This window comes from Hungatella sp., assembly GCF_046966825.1.
In genome coordinates, this window is sequence record NZ_JBKVCZ010000063.1 from 1 (window position 1) to 18,426 (window position 18,426).

15 protein-coding genes are annotated in these 18,426 nt (G+C 50.2%); 5 read left to right on the forward strand and 10 right to left on the reverse strand.

The features are described 5' to 3' along the window. Positions 1-417: 417 nt before the first annotated feature. The 4 genes from ACLTD4_RS18650 to ACLTD4_RS18665 form a co-directional block, all read right to left on the reverse strand. The gene (locus ACLTD4_RS18650) at positions 418-1,467 is read right to left on the reverse strand and encodes a glycoside hydrolase family 105 protein (RefSeq protein ID WP_117621746.1); all 1,050 of its coding nucleotides are present in this window, start codon (positions 1,465-1,467) and stop codon (positions 418-420) included. Between the two features lie 72 nt (positions 1,468-1,539). Then, positions 1,540-2,385: a carbohydrate ABC transporter permease gene (locus tag ACLTD4_RS18655; protein ID WP_055660560.1), complete on the reverse strand. Its 846-nt coding sequence runs from the start codon at positions 2,383-2,385 to the stop codon at positions 1,540-1,542. 2 nt (positions 2,386-2,387) lie between these two features. Then, complete coding sequence (locus ACLTD4_RS18660; protein WP_055660558.1) at positions 2,388-3,281, reverse strand: carbohydrate ABC transporter permease; 894 nt, start codon at positions 3,279-3,281, stop codon at positions 2,388-2,390. Positions 3,282-3,447: 166 nt separating this feature from the next. Further along, a complete protein-coding gene (locus ACLTD4_RS18665) occupies positions 3,448-4,821 on the reverse strand; it encodes an ABC transporter substrate-binding protein (RefSeq protein ID WP_029465827.1) in 1,374 nt (457 codons plus the stop codon). A gap of 246 nt (positions 4,822-5,067) precedes the next feature. Between ACLTD4_RS18665 and ACLTD4_RS18670 the strand changes: the two genes are divergently transcribed. The 3 genes from ACLTD4_RS18670 to ACLTD4_RS18680 are packed head-to-tail and all read left to right on the forward strand — an operon-like array spanning position 5,068 to position 9,744. Then, positions 5,068-6,882, forward strand: coding sequence for a sensor histidine kinase (locus tag ACLTD4_RS18670; protein WP_117621747.1), 1,815 nt, complete (start codon positions 5,068-5,070; stop codon positions 6,880-6,882). After that, the gene (locus ACLTD4_RS18675; protein ID WP_117621748.1) at positions 6,854-8,389 is read left to right on the forward strand and encodes a response regulator transcription factor; all 1,536 of its coding nucleotides are present in this window, start codon (positions 6,854-6,856) and stop codon (positions 8,387-8,389) included. The genes ACLTD4_RS18670 and ACLTD4_RS18675 overlap by 29 nt, the downstream gene beginning before the upstream one ends. 26 nt (positions 8,390-8,415) lie before the next feature. Continuing rightward, a complete protein-coding gene (locus tag ACLTD4_RS18680; protein WP_117621749.1) occupies positions 8,416-9,744 on the forward strand; it encodes a rhamnogalacturonan acetylesterase in 1,329 nt (442 codons plus the stop codon). A gap of 29 nt (positions 9,745-9,773) precedes the next feature. On the opposite strand, the gene ACLTD4_RS18685 is transcribed toward ACLTD4_RS18680, so the two are convergent. From ACLTD4_RS18685 to ACLTD4_RS18705, 5 genes are all read right to left on the reverse strand, one after another. Next, positions 9,774-10,499: a phosphatase gene (locus ACLTD4_RS18685; RefSeq protein ID WP_055660772.1), complete on the reverse strand. Its 726-nt coding sequence runs from the start codon at positions 10,497-10,499 to the stop codon at positions 9,774-9,776. A 34-nt stretch (positions 10,500-10,533) separates the two neighbouring features. Beyond that, a complete protein-coding gene (locus ACLTD4_RS18690; protein ID WP_055660775.1) occupies positions 10,534-11,103 on the reverse strand; it encodes a GNAT family N-acetyltransferase in 570 nt (189 codons plus the stop codon). Positions 11,104-11,228: 125 nt separating this feature from the next. After that, on the reverse strand, positions 11,229-12,203 hold the full coding sequence (dusB, locus tag ACLTD4_RS18695; protein ID WP_002600600.1) for a tRNA dihydrouridine synthase DusB: 975 nt from the start codon (positions 12,201-12,203) through the stop codon (positions 11,229-11,231). Continuing rightward, positions 12,200-12,556: a DUF6145 family protein gene (locus ACLTD4_RS18700; RefSeq protein WP_055660778.1), complete on the reverse strand. Its 357-nt coding sequence runs from the start codon at positions 12,554-12,556 to the stop codon at positions 12,200-12,202. Before ACLTD4_RS18700 ends, dusB begins: the two co-directional genes overlap by 4 nt. Before the next feature lie 85 nt (positions 12,557-12,641). Then, positions 12,642-13,649 (reverse strand): LacI family DNA-binding transcriptional regulator, encoded by a 1,008-nt coding sequence (locus tag ACLTD4_RS18705; RefSeq protein ID WP_025529708.1) that lies wholly within the window; start codon positions 13,647-13,649, stop codon positions 12,642-12,644. A 279-nt stretch (positions 13,650-13,928) separates the two neighbouring features. Here ACLTD4_RS18705 and ACLTD4_RS18710 point away from each other — a divergent pair, with 279 nt between their 5' ends. Further along, positions 13,929-15,410 (forward strand): UxaA family hydrolase, encoded by a 1,482-nt coding sequence (locus ACLTD4_RS18710; RefSeq protein ID WP_117621750.1) that lies wholly within the window; start codon positions 13,929-13,931, stop codon positions 15,408-15,410. A 26-nt stretch (positions 15,411-15,436) separates the two neighbouring features. Further along, positions 15,437-16,930, forward strand: a complete 1,494-nt coding sequence (locus ACLTD4_RS18715; RefSeq protein WP_117621751.1) for a tagaturonate reductase — start codon at positions 15,437-15,439, stop codon at positions 16,928-16,930. A 115-nt stretch (positions 16,931-17,045) separates the two neighbouring features. Here the strand turns inward: ACLTD4_RS18715 and ACLTD4_RS18720 are convergent, their stop codons facing one another. After that, positions 17,046-18,299: an NUDIX hydrolase gene (locus ACLTD4_RS18720; protein ID WP_117621752.1), complete on the reverse strand. Its 1,254-nt coding sequence runs from the start codon at positions 18,297-18,299 to the stop codon at positions 17,046-17,048. Between the last annotated feature and the right edge of the window lie 127 nt (positions 18,300-18,426).

Below are 18,426 nucleotides of genomic sequence, written 5' to 3' on the forward strand. Positions count from 1 at the left end.
GTTACGGCCTGTATACAGGCCATCCTCGCACAGCTCCTGATTCGGATGCTTGGCCTGGATCCATGTTTCAATAATCCGCTCTCCCATTCGGAACACTCCTCCTCCCGTCTAATTCTGCGGGCAATGAGCCGGGCGGCCATGTGAGCATGTCCAGCCGGCGACTTCCGTTTTTTCTCTCCTGCTGCCTCTCTCCACAGCGAAACCGCCCCGCGAACCGCTGCACAGAGAATACGAAATGGCAGGTTTTCTCCCTGCCATCGTTGTCGGAAGCATCTGCCTCCGCTAAAACCATATTATATCAGTTGGTAGTATACCACATAACGGAAATAATAACAATATTGTCTTCCTAATTCAAAAGACAGGCCTTTCCCCTGTTTTTCCGGGAAAAGGTCTGTCTTTTTGCTATCAGCCACACAATTAAAGCGCTCCGTCCCCTTTCATGGCATCATACTGCAAAAGGCTGGCAAAAAATGTGAGCGCCATGCCCTGCCCCCAGCCCTGAATCCATTTACGGGAGATATTGCGGTAGCCTTCCCTGTCCTTCATGACAGCGGTGCCTCCTGAGACATTCATCACGCGGCCATCCTCTGTCACATTGGCCAGAAGGCCCTGCACCGTTTTGTTGACATATTTTAAATAGAGGGGATTCTTTTTCGCCAGCATCGCCGCGGCAATCCCGGCGGAGGCCGATACTTCCTCGTAGGACTCGTCATCATCCAGCAGCGTGCGCCATAAACCGGAGTCCGTCTGGTACAGCTTCAGAGCCGATAGCTGCTCGTTTAAGCTTCCCGCGATCTCTAAATACTCCGGATATAAATAGCACTCCGGGAGAATGTGTGCCACCTGGGACATGGTATACGCCGCCCAGCAATTGGCCCTTCCCCAGTAGAACCCGCTCATATGGTCCTTTGTGATATGATTATAGCCATGGTACCACAGCCCGTTCTTCTCATCCTGTAAATACTGGATATGCCAGTACCACTGATTCAGCGCATCCGCTGTCAGCTCCGGCCTCTCAAGCATTACTCCGGCCCGCAGCAGAAAGAGCGCGGCCATGAAAAGCGTATCCGCCCAGCACTGTTCCGGAAAATCATTGTCAGCCGACACCGTGTGCTGAAGGACATGGTCTCCGAACCGGAGCGCCTCATGTTCCAGATAATTCAGTTTGGCCTCTATGATATCCTTATAGACCTCCTGACCGGTTTGCTGATACAGGGTCAGCAGCGCGTGCCCCATGGCGCAGGTGTTAACAGTAAAATCGGGAAGCCCCAGACTGATCAGTTCATCCACCCGCTCCTTCATAAGATCCAGATACTCCTGTTTTCCTGTTGCCTCATACGCCTCCGCGATTCCATAATACGCGACGCCGCAGGGCCAGTCCCAGGTCATATCCATCCGCATCGTCCGTTCCACGATCCGGTCCATAGTCTGTTCCATACAATTTCTGTCAAATTCCAGTTTTCCCATCTGCCTGTTCCTCCATCTTCAACCATCGTTTGTGTCTTCCTTATTTCTTCTTTCTTCTTTCTTCCTTCTTCTTTATCCCTTCAGCCCGCTGGTACTGATTCCCTCCACCAGATATTTCTGGAAGAAAATAAAGATAATTACTGACGGAAGAATGGATAAGGACGCCATGGCAAACATTGCGCCGTAATCCGAGGAAGAGCCCGGATCGCAGAACAGCTTTAACGCAAGGCTGACCGGATACTTAATGGACTTATTGACGTAAAGAAGCGCGGAGAGGAAGTCATCCCATCTCCACATAAAGGAGAAGATTCCTCCTGTAACAAGGGCCGGTGTGATGAGCGGCAGGATTACTCTTCCGAAGATCTGCGGGTAGGAACAGCCGTCGATCTTGGCCGCCTCGTCCAGTTCCTTCGGAATTCCGTCGATAAAGTTCGTCATCAGGTAAACGAAAAATCCCTGAATCGCAAAGAAATACGGCACAATCAGCGGTAAGTAGCTTCCCACCCAGCCCAGCTTCTGATACCAGAGGTACTGCGGGATCATTAAAACCTGCGCCGGAAGCATCATGGAGAGCAGCATTGCCGCAAACAGTATTTTCTTTCCCTTGAAATCAAAACGTGCGAACCCGTACGCCACCACCGCGGATGAAATCACGGTTCCTATCGTGGCAACTATAGAGATAAACAGTGAATTTTTGAAGAATACCAGAAATGGAACCTTTGCAAATCCCTTTAATCCATTGATGTAATTATCCAGTGTAAACGGATTGGGAATCAGGCTACCGGCCGTCTGGAAAATGGTTTTGGTCTCCTTAAAGGAACTCATGAACATCCAGATCAGCGGATAGATCATGAGAATGCCAATACCGAAAACGATGACATGGTATACGACATCGCGAATTCTTTTCTTTGCCTTCATAATTAAAGTCCTCCTTCGTATACCCAGAATTTCTTCGTTGCAAACAGGAACAGCGTGATCATTCCGATCATGGCCAGCATAACCCAGGCCAGAGCCGCGCCGTATCCGGTGTTATAGAACTCGAAGGACTGCTGGTACATATACACCGTGTAAAACAGCGTGGAATTCATCGGTTTTCCCTGGGTGATGATGTAGCTCTGCGTAAAAGCCAGGAAACCATTAATCATCTGCATAACCAGGTTAAAGAAGATCGTCGGTGTCAGAAGCGGCAGTGTAATCCGGAAGAATTTGGAGATGCCGTTCGCGCCATCCACATTGGCCGCCTCGTATAACGACTGTGGAATCTGCTTTAACGAGGACAAAAAGATCAGCATGGAAGAACCGAACTGCCACACTGCCAGGATAATCAGCACCCAGATCGCCGTATTCGTATTGCCCAGCCAGGACATGGTACAGTTGATGCCGACTGCCTGAAGCAGCTTGTTGATCACGCCGTCCGTGGCAAACATACGCTTCCACAGGATAGCGACCGCAACGGAGCCGCCGATGATGGATGGCAGGTAGTAGGCCGCCCGGTAGAATCCGGTCATCTTCGTGCTCTTGAGCAGCAGCATCGCCACGATCAGCGCAAATAAAAGACGCAGCGGCACAGACACAAATGCAAAGAAGAAGGTAACCTTAATGGATTTATAGAACGTTTCATCTGCAAACATGGTTTTGAAATTCTGCAGGCCCGTGAAAACAGGCGGAGACAAAATATCATAGCTGCAGAAGGAATAGTACAGTGAAATTCCCATCGGCACTATCATGAACAGCAGGAACCCGATGGTAAACGGCATGGTAAAGATAATTCCCGCCGTGCGCTCATTATTCATTGCTTTTTTCAGCATTTTCATAGATCTGCTCCTTTTCCCAATCTCGATTATTTCCCAATCTCAATTATTTCCTATTCTCAATTATTTCCTATTCTCGATTATTTCCCATTCTCAAGAAAAGGGCGCCCCGTAAGTCAGATTATGCCGAAATAGGGACACCCTCAATATGTTTTCAGTTTACAGCCTGTTATTTAGCCTTTTCTGCCATGATCTTATTTCCCTCGGTATAAAGCTGTTCTGCCGCTTCCTCCGCAGTCAGTTCGCCGTAGCATACCTTTTCACCCAGCTTGTTGATTAAGTCGGATACCTCTGCGCTTCCGTTCGGATACGGAGGGTTGATCTGAGAAGAATTCGGTGTCACCACATCATTGATGAAGCTGATTACCTTCTGATCGCTCTCTGTCAGAGACGGAGCCAGTTCCTCGGCAACCTTGGAAGAGATCGGCACGCCTCTCTCGGCCAGAAGAATCTCGTTGCAGTCCATGGAATTGGTCCAGTAGTCGATAATCTTAGCACCTGTAACCGGATCCTTGGAATCCACCGATACGGAGAAGAGCTGGGACGGTTTTAAGAAGTTGGACTTTTTCGGGTCTTTCGACGGCCATGTGGTCAAATCTAAATTTATGTCCTCCGGAGCTGCGTTGGTAAACGCCGCATACTGGTTTGACCAGCAGAACGCTACCCATGACATGGTTTCCGGGCTGGAACCGTAGATCAGAGGATCCTGCTCGATGGAACCCGGGGTCAGCTCTGCAAATACGCTCGGTTCAATGTACCAGCCTTCCTTCACGCCATCCTCATATACTTTGTAAAATGGTACGAATTCGTCTGCGCTGTCCACGCCCAGCTTCCCTTCGTCAAAGAGCACGTGGCCGTCGTAGCCGCGGATCATGGCCTGTAAGATTTCCTGGGAGACGCCGTATGCCATGTTGGTCTTGCATCCGGTCTTTGCGTAGATTTCCTTGCTGACTGCCACGAACTCGTCCAGCGTCATGTTGTCTTTGATTTCCACTCCCGCCTGGTCGGTGATGGTCTTGTTGTAAACCATGGCCGGCGCGTTGATGCCGATTGCGATGGAATACACCTTTCCGTCAACTGATCCGGAATTAATGATGTCCTGGCTGCAGTTGTCTACATTCAGGGTGCCATCCTCAATATAAGGAGTCAAATCCACCAGAAGATTGTTGGAAACGTACTGATCCAGGTAAGCGTAATCCATCTGGATTACATCGGGAAGCGAATGGCCTGCTGCCGCGGTCGCCAGCTTGTTCCAGTAATCAGACCACTCGGAGAACTGTCCGTCGAATGTCACGCCAGGGTTCAGCTCCGAATACTTATCGAGCGCCGCCTGAGTCCTCTCATTTCTCGTCTGGTTGCCCCACCAGGCCACCGTCAGGGACGCGTCGCCGGAAGCTGCTGCCGTCGTATTTTCAGCCGCCGCACCTGCGGTTGTCTGGGAATCCGCTCCCGTCGTGCTTCCGCTTTCCGCCGTGCCGCCGCATGCCGCCAGAGATACCGCCGCCATGGAAGCGGCCAGGACTACTGCCAATTTCTTCTTCATTTTCATATCCTCCATCTTTTTCTGAAAACGGTGTTGCTCTTCCGTTTTGTTTGTAAGTTCATTATAAACTGGTTTCTTCCAATACCGGTATAAATAAAACCGACTTCCTTTTAGAAAAAACCGACTTTCCTTTCCGAAATCTTGAGTTTGCAATGCAATTATTATATACTGTCCATGTACCATTAGTAACCATACTTTTCTACTTCAACCGAAATCTTTAATATAGAAAGAAGCAGGACAATTCGCATGAAAAAACGGGCAGAAACCTTAAAAGCAAAGCTCCTTACCTTGTTCAAAAACCTCTCGCTGAGATGGAAGATTTTCTTTATTGTACTGTTAAACGTCGTCTCTCTCCTACTGTTTTCCCTCATTGGCTTTACCATACTGTCAAAGACCTATAATGAACTGCTCTACCGATCCATTGCGGGAAATTTGAGTTTTTCGGCCAATACCATCTCTGCAAACTTAAAGGATGTGGAGCGCCTGTCCTCCATCATCCTGTCGACGCCGTCCATCCAGACGTCTCTCTCCGCAATCCACGAATCGGATGATGCCGTGGTCCGTTCCAATGCCAACAGGAGCATCAACACCGCCCTTTCATCCTATTATGAGACATTCCGGCAGAACGGCGTCTCCTACATCGTCCTGTATAACGATGCATTTTCCAATACGACCAACTGGGCCGCCTACGAAAGGACCGATTCGGCTTTTATCCATCATGCCCTGGAGAATGCGGCGGCCGGCGACGGCGCGGTCAGCTGGACCACCGGAGGCGGCAGTACTTCCGGCCTCTTTCTCGGAAGAAATATCAGGAAAATCGAGGCGCTGGATTTCTCCACCATCGGAAGGCTACTGATCTACGTGGATACCGACAGGCTGATCAATACGATCAACCGTTCCTTCCAGACCTTCGATACCGGCTACTACATTCTGGCAGACGGACCGGACACCATCTACTCCTCTGCCGACCTCTCCAAAGACCTGGTAACCCAGACGCTCCAGCTGGAGGACGACACGTATCAGACCCTTCGGGTGGACAACCACACCTATTTCGCAGTGAGCAGCAAGATTCCGTATTACGACTGGCGTTACATCAGCCTGATCCCGTTTGACTCCATCATTCACTCCATCGGACGCTCCGCGAAAATCATTCTGGGCATCATGGTGCTCGGCATTCTGATCGCCCTCGCCTTAACGCAGTGGCTGATTTACTCCATTCTTCGCCATTTCAACGCGCTGATCGTTAAGATGGATGGATTCAGTAAAAATGAGCTCACCCTGGAGCAGTCCGCCTACGATTACAGCGTCCGAAATGATGAGATCGGGCGGCTTCACCAGCGTTTCGACCGGATGGCCACCCGGATCCGGACCCTGGTGGACACGAATTATAAAAATGAACTGCTGCGCAAGGAAGCCCAGATCAAGGCGCTGGAATCCCAGATCAACCCGCATTTCCTCTATAATACGCTGGAATCCATCAACTGGAGGGCAAAGGCATCCAAAAACGCGGAAATATCCATGATGGCGGAGTCTCTCGGAACGCTGCTCCGCTCCACCCTCAGCAATCGCGAGTCCCTGGTGGAACTGGACTACGAGCTGGAGCTGGTCCGCGCCTACATCACGATACAGAAAATACGGTTTGAGGACCGTCTGGACTTCGTCTCCCTGGTGGCCGACGATCTGCATCATATCCTGATGCCGCCGCTGACCATACAGCCGCTCATAGAAAATGCCATACGCTACGGCATGGAAGAGATGACGGAGACCTGTCACGTGGAACTCCTGGTGCGCCACGAGGATGATAAGGTCCTGATCCGGGTAAAAAACAACGGTTCCGTTTTTGAAGAAGACCTTCTCGAAAAATTAAGGAGCCGGAAAAAGCAGCCGAACGGCTTCGGCATCGGTCTCATGAACATTGACCAGCGCATCCGCCTGCTGTTTGGCGACGCGTACGGTCTTGAGTTAAAAAATGAGGACGACTGCGCAACCGCCGATATCCATATACCATTTCAAGTCAAGGAGAACCAATCATATGCTGAAACTGATCATTGCAGACGATGAACGTATCATCCGGGAGACCATATCCACAATTATTGACTGGAGCCAGTATGGGATTGAACTGGCCGGTCTCTGTTCCAACGGAATCGAGGCCTACAACATGATTTTAGATGAATCTCCGGACCTGGTCATCACGGATATCCGCATGCCGGGCATGAACGGGCTGGAGCTGATCGGACGGATATCCGAGACGGATCTGGACACCCAGTTCATCCTTCTCTCTGGCTACGGGGAATTTGAATACGCCAAACAGGCCATGAAATATGGGGTCCGCCACTATCTTTTAAAGCCCTGTAATGAGCAGCAGATCATTGACGCCGTAAAGGAAAGTGTCAGCGACTGCTACGCCAGGCGCCAGACGCGCCGGATATTGGACTCCCAGTTCAGCCAGGCGGACAGCATCCGCCACAATGTCGTCTCCAGTATCATCAACGACGCCCTCTATCTGGAGAAATCGCTGGATGAGATTATTCCCACCTATGAGCCCTACATGGATTTTTACTTTACGCCCTACCGTCTGTTCTACATTTACTATCTGGAACAGGAGAATCTGGAGGAATTTCTGGGCCTTCTAAGCGATTTTGCCCAGAACTGTCTGCCGCAGGTCAGCATCTACGGAATCTATGTGCGAAATACCTTTTTGATCTTCTGTCAGGACATCTCCTTTGACTTCGGCCAGCTGAAGGCGAAGCTGGACCGCGTCAGCTTAGAGGGCCAGCACACCAGCCTGGAACTTCAAATGGAGACGTATTCCGACTTAAAAGGCCTGTTCGGCGTCGTCCTTGAAAAGATCCGCAGATTCAGCACCTTTTACTACGTAAACAATTACCATGCCTTATGCACCTGCAATTATACCGCAATCACTCAGGAGACTGAAAATTACTGCCGCGCCATTGCCGAGGGCAGCGCCTCTGCCATGGAAAGCCTCATGGAACTGATCTCCGATATCATGGATATCCGTTTCCTCAAACAGCTGTCCGGCAGTATGTTCCTGAAAATCACGCTCGGCAACCCGAATATCTCCGGCTCCGGCCTCACGGAGTGGCTGATGCAGGCCGAGGGGGAGAGTGATCTTGACGCACTGAAGGAATCCGTCTTTCAAAAGCTTGCAGAGCTTATGGAGGGATGCTCCAGAACGGAAACCGTCAGCAGCATGACCAGGCAGATCTTTACATATATCAGGGAAAATCTGGAGAATCCCAACCTGACGCTGAAATACATTGCGGAGCAGTATTTATATATGAATGTAGACTATGTATCCAGAAAATTTCAGAAGGAGACCGGCATACGCTTTTCCGATTACCTGACCAATGAGCGGATTCAAAAGGCAAAGGAATACATCGAAAACGAGGAGATGGACCGGATCTCGGATATTGCCGAGCGGGTCGGCTTCGGCAACAATCCACAGTATTTTTCCCAGCTTTTCAAGAAGAAGACCGGCATGGCACCCAGCGCCTACATCACCGGCTTACGCGGACCGTCCGGCCCAGCGGAACCAGAGCGTATTTGAAAATTCATTTCAGGAGGAACTTTAAGATGAAGTATCATTTTCAGCCATTTTTTCACAATACAGCCGCGGACCATCTCACGACTGGCTCCGAGCGGCTTGACATACCGGAGCTGTCAGACGGCTTTGACCCATCGCTTCTTTCTTTAGCCAACGGCATCGAAGGAAGTATGATTCCCAACAGCTATATTACAGAACGGGTCCCCTGCGGGCTCTACGCGGTTCATATCGCACTGACCGCCGTTCAGGATGTGGAACAGCTCTTTCTCTTCACCGGACGGAAACTTCTGCGTGATATCATCTCCCTGAAGAAGGGGGACCGGTACGAACGCACCTTTTACCAGTCCATAGCCGGCATCATTCCACGCTACCACGAAGCGTACTATCCGGTAGAAAACCTCTTTGTTACGCTCTGTACCCCGGAGCCCGGCGCTGTCCGGATCGATGCTTGTTATGCCGAGGCGGCCGGTGTGGCCGGCGCGGTCGAGGCAGCCGGTGCGGTCGAGGCAGCCGGTGCGGGCGAAGCAGCCGAGGCAGCTAATGTGTCCGACGGCGTAACGACAGTCTATCTCTGCGGGGATTCCACTGTCACAGACCAGTCCGCGGAAATCCCCTATCTTCCGGGTGCCTGCTACGCCTCCTGGGGCCAGGCGCTTCCGGCGTTCTTAGACGGCAGAATCGCCGTGGAAAACCAGGCACACTGCGGGCTGACGACGGAAACCTTCCGTCAGGAAGGCCACATGGACATCGTGAAGCATTTTCTCCGCCCGGGTGACTTCTGCCTGATCCAGTTCGGCCATAACGACCAGAAGCTTCCCCATCTGCTGGCCGACAGGGAGTATCCCGTCAATCTCCGAAGATACATAGAAGAAGTCCGGAACCTCGGCGGAATTCCCGTGCTGGTGACCTCTCCCGGACGCAACATCTGGAAAGAGGACGGCACCTACCATGAGCTGTTGGCAGAACACGTGCAGGCGGTAAAAGATGTGGCCGTTTCCACGAATACCCCAGTCATCGACCTGCATGAGTTTTCGGTACGTTTCTATGAAAAGACCGGCATGGAACGCTCCTGCGGATATTTCCATCCCGGTGACTACACCCACACCAATGAGTATGGCGCGTGCCTGTTTGCTTCCTGCATCGCAGCCGGACTCGGCCGGATATTTCCTGAAGTATTTCATGTAACCGCCGGTCCCTCCGACTTCACTCCCCCGGAAAATCTCTGGGATCTGCTGGACAGCCAGAACAACCGTGCCGGCGGTACGGAACAGAAGGAACAGTTTGATGCGATGGAAAAATCAACTGCTGCGCTGTTGAAAGCGTTGGAAGAGGCGGATCAGGCATCAGCAGAGGAGTGACAGACGCCGAAGGTGAGTTGTGCGGAATCTCACCGGTTACGGCTGTATCCGATAAATGCCTGGAAGGCTTCTACATCTGTATTTAAAATTAACGTTTCATCAAATCCTATTTCTTCAAGCAGCTTTTCAGCCAGAACAAAATTTCCTACATCACTGGGATCATGGGCATCTGAATTTACAATGACAGGAACTTCAGACTGCCGGCAAAGCGCAAGCATGGTCTTGTAATTTTCCACGCAGTTCAAACGCTTATCCTTTTTTCTTAAAGAACTGTTGTTTATTTCTAAAGCAACGTGATACTGTTTTGCGGCTTGTACGAGTCTTCCATAATCCAGTGGTGTATGATCATCATCCGGATGGGAAACAAAGAACACTTTGGGATGCTTCATACACTGAATTAAATTATCCGTATTTTTAATTTTTCCCTCATTTTTATAACACTGCGTATGGATTCCTGCTATTGCATAATCCAACTTTTCTATATATTGCTGCTCAAGGGAAAGCAGCCCGCCTTTCAGGACGTTTATTTCACAGCCATGCAAAATTTCCACGCCGTACAAATTCCTGGGTATCGCCTGAAGATTATTATAATAAAAGGGATTCACGGTTCCTGGAATGCCGGGCGCATGTTCACTTATCCCCAGCAGCTGTAAATGTTGTTCGCTGGCTGCTTTTGCCATTTCCCGAATCGTGCCATAAGCATGACCGCTGACTAATGTATGAGTATGAATATCTAATAAGAAATCTTTTTTCACAGTACTCTCCTCTCGTTTAGCTGGTTTATCCTGATTACTCGTTTCTGTTCAATACAAAGTAAGAATCATATTTCGTTCCATCATGTCCGATTAACTTTTCGTCTGTATACTTAAAACCCAACTGCTCTAACGCGCGTATTCGCTCTGCTGCTGCGGCTATGGCTTTTGCAGCAATTTTATCGCAATGAAAGAGTGTATACGCGGGTTCTATGATCATTTTCAATATTTTTGTAATTTCGCCTGCTCTTTCGTAATCGCTCCGGATATCCAATCTGAGCAGTCCGCAGTCCGTAAAAAAGTCCGCAGCGTCTCTGTGAAAAAGTTCTATGGTTCCTATTGCCTCATTGGTTTCTTTTGATACAATCGTCCATCGGACAAAACCTGCCCGATTGTACTCAAAGAGCCAATATGCAATCGCCTGCTCCATTCTGCTTTCCGTTGTATAATAAAAGTCGTCACCGCCGCAATTATCACTGTTAAAAAATGATACGGCAGCTTTGTCAGAATAAACCTTTAACAAATCGGATTTATCCTCCTGACTGGTCATTCTCAAAATATAACTGTCATTCTCAAATACAGGGCAATTTTCATAGACATCGGTCATGACGCGCCTCCCTCAAATTTTCATTATTTTTACTTATTCTATCACATTTTAGAGTGCGCGGATATGTCTGTAAAGTTTTTTCCTTTAACGGAACATTTTTCCGGAAAGTAAAACAGGACATTTCATCATCTGAAATGTCCTGCAAACCGTTCCATCACGAGTGTTTCCAAATCCGCTAATGTTTCCACCGCGTTAATATCATTCCGCAGTTTTGCCGAATGAGGCAGTCCGGCCGTATACCAGGCCATGTGCTTGCGCATCTCCCGGATTCCCAGATACTCTCCTTTGTGTTCCACCGACATCTTCGCATGGCGCAGAACCATGTTCTGCAGCTCCTCCATGGATGGGGGCGGAAGAAGTTCCCCCGTCTCCAGGTAATGGAGCGTTCTCGAGAAGATCCACGGGTTGCCCTTTGCTCCTCTCGCAATCATAATTCCATCGCAGCCCGTCTCGTCCAGCAACGCCTTCGCATCCTCGGGGGCAAAGACGTCTCCATTTCCAATGACCGGTATCTTCACGGCTTCTTTTACCCTGCGAATAATATCCCAGTCTGCGGTCCCGGAATAATACTGTTCCCTCGTCCTGCCGTGAACCGCAACCGCAGCCACGCCGCAGCTCTCGGCCATCCTGGCAAATTCCACCGCGTTCACATCACTGTCCGTAAAACCCTTGCGGAACTTCACTGTCACAGGCTTTTTTACAGCCTTCACCATGGCGCCAAGAACCGCCTCCGCCAGCCTGGGATTCTTCATCATCGCTGAGCCTTCGCCGTTATTAACGATCTTCGGCACGGGGCATCCCATGTTGACATCGATGATATCAAAAGGCCCCGGCTCGATGAGCTTCGCAATATCCGCCATAATTTCCGGATCAGAGCCAAACAGCTGAACCGAAACCGGACGTTCTCTCTCTTCTACCTCCAGGAGCGCCTTCGTATTCCTGTTCTTATAAAGAATCGCCTTCGCGCTCACCATCTCTGTCACCACCATGCCGCAGCCCTGCTCCTTGCAGAGAATGCGAAATGGCAGGTCGGTTACCCCTGCCATCGGCGCCAGAATCAGATTATTCTCAAGTGTTACATTACCAATCTTAAGCTTCACGATTCCTCTTCCTCATCAATCTCTTCTCCCAGATAAAAGACCCGGTAATACATCTCCAGAGCCTCCAAAAGATCTCTCTTTTCCATCTGGTACTGTTTGATCTTCAGCACGCTTCCTATTTCGTCAAATAAATAATCCGTCTCCTCAGCCGTTACCTGAAACTCCAGCGTACCATCCTCTTCAAATTCCAGAGTCAGAATTCCGCCCACATCCTCTGTATACAGCACACACATAATCTGAAGCTCCTGCCGTATGTTCTCAGGAAGGTTGGAAAACTGTTCATTAAAATAGTACTTCTGCTCATAGGAATTGGCTCCGCATAATACAATACGATCCTGTTTCTCCTCTATCATAAAAACACCGTTCCTTCTATATTCCTTCTATGGTTATTTCATCCGAACGTAGTATATCACAAGACAGAACGAATGACAATAGCCCCTAAAAATCCGTAGTACACCGCTTCACAAGTCTGCAGGGGACCTGGCTCTTCTGCTCCACAGATTTCTCCTCGCCCCGCAGAACCGCCATCATCTGATCCGTGGTGATGGCGCAGAGCTCTTCTACCTTATTGTCAATGGAAGAAAGCTCGGGATCACAGCAGATGGAAAGCGCAGAATTATTAAATCCGGTGATGCAGAGTTCCTCCGGTATCTTTAAAAGCTTGGCGTTGGCGTATTTGATCGCCCCCACGGCCAGGCCATCGTCCGTAGCCAGCACGCTGTCAAAATTCAAATCCCGCCGCTCTAAAAGAATGTCTCTCACCGAATGGATCCGGTTCTTTACATACAGCTTTAAGTCCCCCAGCACAGGCAGTCCATGGTCCTTTAAGGCCGCCTCATATCCCGCCAGCTTCTGATTCGCACTGTAAGAATGGGAATCACACAGAAACAGAATCCGTCTTCTTCCCGCCTCAATCATCTGCGAAGCCACGTCATAGGTAGCGCCGTAATCGTCGCTGAAGGCACAATACACATGATCGCCCTTAATGTAACCGTTAATCATAAATACAGGAACCGTCTTCGCCGCATTCCGCACGTAATCCGCCTTCCGGTCGTCTCCGCCCTCGCCGGCATACGTCGATCCCACCAGAATCAGCGCGTCGATCCGCTTATTTAACAGAAGACTCACATACTTTTCCTTATTCTCTTGCCGGGATCCGCTGCAGCAGAGAATACAGTCATACCCGTACTCGTGCAGACGGCCTTCCAGGTGAAATGCCGCCGACGCCATATAGGAATCCGATACATCCGGGCAGATAATCCCGATGGTCTTCATAGAGTCCAGTCCCAGGCCCCGCGCAAATACGTTCGGCGTATAACCGTTCTCCTCCATGATGGCGCGGACCCTCTGTTTTGTCTTCTCGCTGACACGCGGGCTGTCGTTCACCACACGCGATACAGTGGCAATGGACACCCCTGCAAGCTCTGCTATATCGTAAATATTCATTTTGAACCCTCTTTATCCTGACGCACCGACGCTCTGGAACACAGTGCGAAAGCGCTTACACTTTTTCTTACATTATATCTGATCTATTCATGAAAAGCAACCGTATTCTTTTTATTTTCCCTATTGACGAAGTGACAAAAATGGTGTATGGTTTATGTAAGTACTTACATTCCATATCAACTGGAATATTTAAAATGTAACCTTGAAGCCGTGCGTCTTCTTGTTTTCGTAAAGCACAGCTGAAGCGTTACATGGAATTGCAGAAAGGAAAGAACGATTATGCAGGACTTTATTAAAATTCACTCCGGGGATAATGTAGCTGTAGCCTTAAAGCCGCTGGCCTCCGGCACCACCGTGACTGTGAATGATCAGGCGGTCACGCTCGTCTCCGATATCCCTCAGGGACACAAGTTCGCTTTAACCGACATCGCAGAGGGCGCTTCCGTCATGAAATACGGCTGTGCCATCGGAATCGCAAAGGAACCGATTTTAAAAGGAAGCTGGATCCACACGCACAATCTAAAGACTGGGCTGGGCGATCTGCTCACCTACTCTTACAACAAACAGGAAACTGCTCCCACGCCGGCGGAGGAACGCTTCTTTCACGGTTACCGCCGGACGGACGGAAAAGTCGGCGTCCGCAACGAGATCTGGATCATCCCCACCGTAGGCTGTGTCAATAACGTTGCCCAGGCCATCGAGCGTCAGGCTAAGAGCCTCATAAGCGGAACCGTAGAAGATGTGGTGGCTTTCCCACACCCCTATGGCTGTTCCCAGATGGGTGACGACCAGGAGCATACCAGAACCATTCTGGCCGATTTAATCAATCATCCCAACGCCGGCGGTGTCCTCGTTCTCGGCCTTGGATGCGAAAACAGCAACATTACGGAATTAAAACGCTATATCGGAGAATACGATGAACGCCGTATCAAGTTCCTGGCAGCACAGGAATCTGACGATGAGATCGCCGACTCTCTGGAACTGATCCGCGAACTGGCCGCTTATGCCGGCAGCTTCGAACGGGAACCCGTCAGCTGCAGCGAACTCATCATTGGCATGAAATGCGGCGGATCCGACGGACTCTCCGGCATCACAGCCAACCCCACAGTCGGTGCATTCTCAGATATGCTGGTGGGTGCAGGCGGAACCACGATTCTGACCGAGGTTCCCGAGATGTTCGGGGCGGAGACACTGCTCATGAACCGCTGTATCAATGAAGAGATCTTTGAAAAAACCGTTCATCTGATCAATGACTTCAAAAACTATTTTACCAGCCACAATCAGACTATCTACGAGAACCCGTCTCCCGGCAACAAAAAGGGCGGTATTTCTACCCTGGAGGACAAGTCGCTGGGATGTGTTCAGAAATCCGGCAGCGCTCCGGTCATGGACGTCTTAATGTATGGAGAACCCGTTCACACAAAGGGCTTAAACCTGTTAAGCGCCCCCGGTAATGACCTGGTCGCCTCCACCGCGCTGGCTGCCTCCGGCGCCCACATCGTACTCTTCACCACAGGACGCGGTACACCGTTTGCCTGTCCGGTTCCGACCATGAAGATATCGACCAACACCGCGCTCAGCACAAAGAAGAGCAACTGGATCGATTTTAACTGCGGCAGACTGGTAGAAGACACGGATATGGACACATTAAAGAATGACTTCTTCGATTTTGTCCTGGAGGTTGCTTCCGGAAAGAAAGTGAAGTCAGAAGAAGCAGGCTTCCATGATATGGCCATCTTTAAGCAGGGAGTTACACTATAGAAATCATATAAAGGAGAGTATTTCAAATGGAAAAGTTATGTTATGAGACACTGGAGAAACAGGGCTACGACGGATATTTGTTAAAGGACGCACCGGAACGTGTGCTGCAGTTCGGCGAAGGTAATTTCCTGCGCGCTTTCGTAGACTATTTTATTGATATGATGAACGAAAAGGCAGGATTTCATTCCAAAGTCGTTTTATGCCAGCCCATAGCTCCCGGACTTGCCGATATGATCAATGAGCAGGAAGGCTTATATACTCTGTTTTTACGCGGTTTTGAAAATGGAAAGAAGGTCAATGACAAACGTGTGATCTCCTGTGTCAGCAGATGTTTAAATCCCTATCAGGATTACGACGCCGTTCTCGCCTGTGCAGAGAATCCGGATTTACGTTTCATCGCCTGCAACACAACGGAAGCCGGCATCACCTACGATCCGGCCTGCAGCTTCACCGATGTGCCGGCGGACAGCTATCCGGGAAAGCTGACCCAGTTCTTATATAAGAGATTTGAAACGTTTGGAAAAGAAGCCGGAAAGGGCTTTGTCATCCTCTCCTGCGAGCTGATCGACAACAACGGAAAAGAGTTGGAGAAATGCGTCCTGCAGTATGCGGATCAGTGGAAATTAGGAGAAGAATTCATCACCTGGATCAAACAGGAGAATATCTTCTGCTCCACTTTGGTAGACCGGATCGTAACCGGATATCCGAGAAATGAAGCCGCTTCCATCTGTGAAGAGCTGGGCTACCAGGACAACATCATCGACACCGGAGAAGTCTTCGGATTCTGGGTCATCGAAGGACCTGAGAGTTTAAAAGAAGAGCTTCCATTTGAGAAGGCCGGTCTTCCGGTCCTTATCACCAACGATCACAAGCCATACAAGCAGAGAAAGGTCCGTATCTTAAACGGTGCTCACACCTCCTTCGTCTTAGGTGCATACTTAGCCGGACAGGATATTGTCCGTGACTGTATGGAAGATGAAGTGATCTGCGGCTTTATGAACAAGACCATTTACGATGAGATCATCCCGACTCTGACGCTTCCGAAGGAAGAGCTTAAGAGCTTCGCCGCTTCTGTTACGGAGCGTTTTAAGAATCCATTTATCGACCACGCGCTGCTCTCCATCTCCTTAAACTCCACCTCCAAGTGGAAAGCACGCGTTATGCCTTCCTTAAAGGGCTATATTGCAAACACCGGCAGGCTTCCGGAATGCATCACCGCTTCCTTTGCATTCTATATCGCGTTCTACCACGGAAAGCAGCTCACCGAAGACGGACTGATTGCAGCGAGACCGGCCGGTAATGAATACACGGTAAAAGATGACCGCCCGATCCTTAAGTTTTTCTACGATCACAGGGAGGACGATGCAAAGACTCTGGTTCACGTAGTCTGCTCCAACGAAGAGTTCTGGGGTGAGGACTTAACCGCCATCGCCGGATTCGAGGACGCCGTCGCCGGTTATGTGGCGGATATCTGGGAAAAGGGCGCTTATGAAGTGATGAAGGGTTGTCTGGATAAGTAATTCAGAAGAGATAAAATAAAATTCAGGTGCCAAAAGTTTAAAACTTATGGCACCTGAATTTTATGATTCCTTTCAGCTCTCAATCATTAACCATCTATCCGCCCGATTCCTCTCATCAATCAAACACCGTCTTCCAATTCTTATCCGCATACGCGTCAAAGCACATCTCGATCTGCTCCTTCGTATTCTTATCCTCGGCCAGCACCGGCAGGTCATCCGGGGAAAACCATCCGCTCCCTACCGTCTCGATGTTCTCTGAAAACTCACCATCCACGATCTCGCATAAGAAGAACACCTTGCATATACCGTACGGATATGCCGGCGGGTTGTGGAGTCCCTTATCGTGAAGCGCCACCACGCGCACCGGAACTACCGTGAGTCCCGCCTCCTCCAGCGTCTCCTTGACGGCATTCTCTCCCACCGTCTTATTCACATCCACCCAGCCTCCCGGCATGGAATAGCGTCCGTCCATCTCCTTCACCAGAAGGATCTTCCCAGCCTCGATGATGGCGGCTCTCGTATCCAGCTTCGGAGTCTGAAATCCCGTCTCATTGCAGAATAAATCCGTCACCCGCTCCTTCGACAGGCCGGTGTAGCCGCTCATGATCTCTCCCGACAGCTCCCGGATCCGCTCAAACCGCTCCAAGTCAAACCGGTCCTTTGAATAAGTGACGCCCGCCTGAGCGATAAACTGAAGCTCCATGGCCCAGGAAATCCATTTTCTCCCTTCATCCTCTGCGTCCAGCCGCTCCAGAACCGACTGCACGGAGGCCGGATCCGGGAAGTAATAATCCGCGTGGATATGCCTCACGCTGACGGCTCCCCACAGAGCCAGACCACAGGCGGTCTTCGCCGCCCTGGCGCATTCCATGTCGTAGATGCTGTCCCCAATGTAAAGCACCTCCTCCCGTCTCGCTCCGGCCTTTCTCATATAACACTCCAGGGGCTCCGCCTCCGGCTTGTGGCACACCGTGTCCTCCTCGCAGACGACCGTATCAAAGTATCCGTCGAGCCCCAGTCGCATAAAATCCCGTTCATACTCCGCTCTGCATCTGCTGGTCACAACGCCCAGTTGAAACCCATCCGCCCGCAGCCGTTTTAAAAGCAGTTCGATTCCATCAAACACACGGACGAAATCTCTCAGAGCCGCCAGATTTTCCTTCCATTGAAGGAGTATCTCCTCCTCATGACCGGTTTCCAGCCGTTTGAGAGCCGCGGCTCCCGTGATTCCAAGACAGAATGAGAGTTCCGAAAGCTCTTTTTCAATCCCTGCATGTTCTCTCAGTGTCTTCTGAAATGACTGAAGGATTGCTTCCTCCGTATCCAGAAGCGTACCGTCGACGTCGAATACAATATGGTGATATCTCATTTTCTTATCCTCCTGTGTATGATACTATTTAACCATATTCTGTACCCCGGGGCAAGAAGAAGTTACGGTACACAGGAGCCGGCGGAGGCTGTGTACCGTGACAGAAGAGACGAAAAATAATAAGGAA

Excerpts from the sequence above, each read along its gene's own strand:
- ACLTD4_RS18650 (WP_117621746.1), bottom strand. The coding sequence starts at position 1,467 with ATGGGAAAACTGGAATTTGACAGAAATTGTATGGAACAGACTATGGAC.
- ACLTD4_RS18655 (WP_055660560.1), bottom strand. The coding sequence starts at position 2,385 with ATGAAGGCAAAGAAAAGAATTCGCGATGTCGTATACCATGTCATCGTT.
- ACLTD4_RS18660 (WP_055660558.1), bottom strand. The coding sequence starts at position 3,281 with ATGAAAATGCTGAAAAAAGCAATGAATAATGAGCGCACGGCGGGAATT.
- ACLTD4_RS18665 (WP_029465827.1), bottom strand. The coding sequence starts at position 4,821 with ATGAAGAAGAAATTGGCAGTAGTCCTGGCCGCTTCCATGGCGGCGGTA.
- ACLTD4_RS18670 (WP_117621747.1), top strand. The coding sequence starts at position 5,068 with ATGAAAAAACGGGCAGAAACCTTAAAAGCAAAGCTCCTTACCTTGTTC.
- ACLTD4_RS18675 (WP_117621748.1), top strand. The coding sequence starts at position 6,854 with ATGCTGAAACTGATCATTGCAGACGATGAACGTATCATCCGGGAGACC.
- ACLTD4_RS18680 (WP_117621749.1), top strand. The coding sequence starts at position 8,416 with ATGAAGTATCATTTTCAGCCATTTTTTCACAATACAGCCGCGGACCAT.
- ACLTD4_RS18690 (WP_055660775.1), bottom strand. The coding sequence starts at position 11,103 with ATGACCGATGTCTATGAAAATTGCCCTGTATTTGAGAATGACAGTTAT.
- ACLTD4_RS18700 (WP_055660778.1), bottom strand. The coding sequence starts at position 12,556 with ATGATAGAGGAGAAACAGGATCGTATTGTATTATGCGGAGCCAATTCC.
- ACLTD4_RS18705 (WP_025529708.1), bottom strand. The coding sequence starts at position 13,649 with ATGAATATTTACGATATAGCAGAGCTTGCAGGGGTGTCCATTGCCACT.
- ACLTD4_RS18710 (WP_117621750.1), top strand. The coding sequence starts at position 13,929 with ATGCAGGACTTTATTAAAATTCACTCCGGGGATAATGTAGCTGTAGCC.
- ACLTD4_RS18715 (WP_117621751.1), top strand. The coding sequence starts at position 15,437 with ATGGAAAAGTTATGTTATGAGACACTGGAGAAACAGGGCTACGACGGA.
- ACLTD4_RS18720 (WP_117621752.1), bottom strand. The coding sequence starts at position 18,299 with ATGAGATATCACCATATTGTATTCGACGTCGACGGTACGCTTCTGGAT.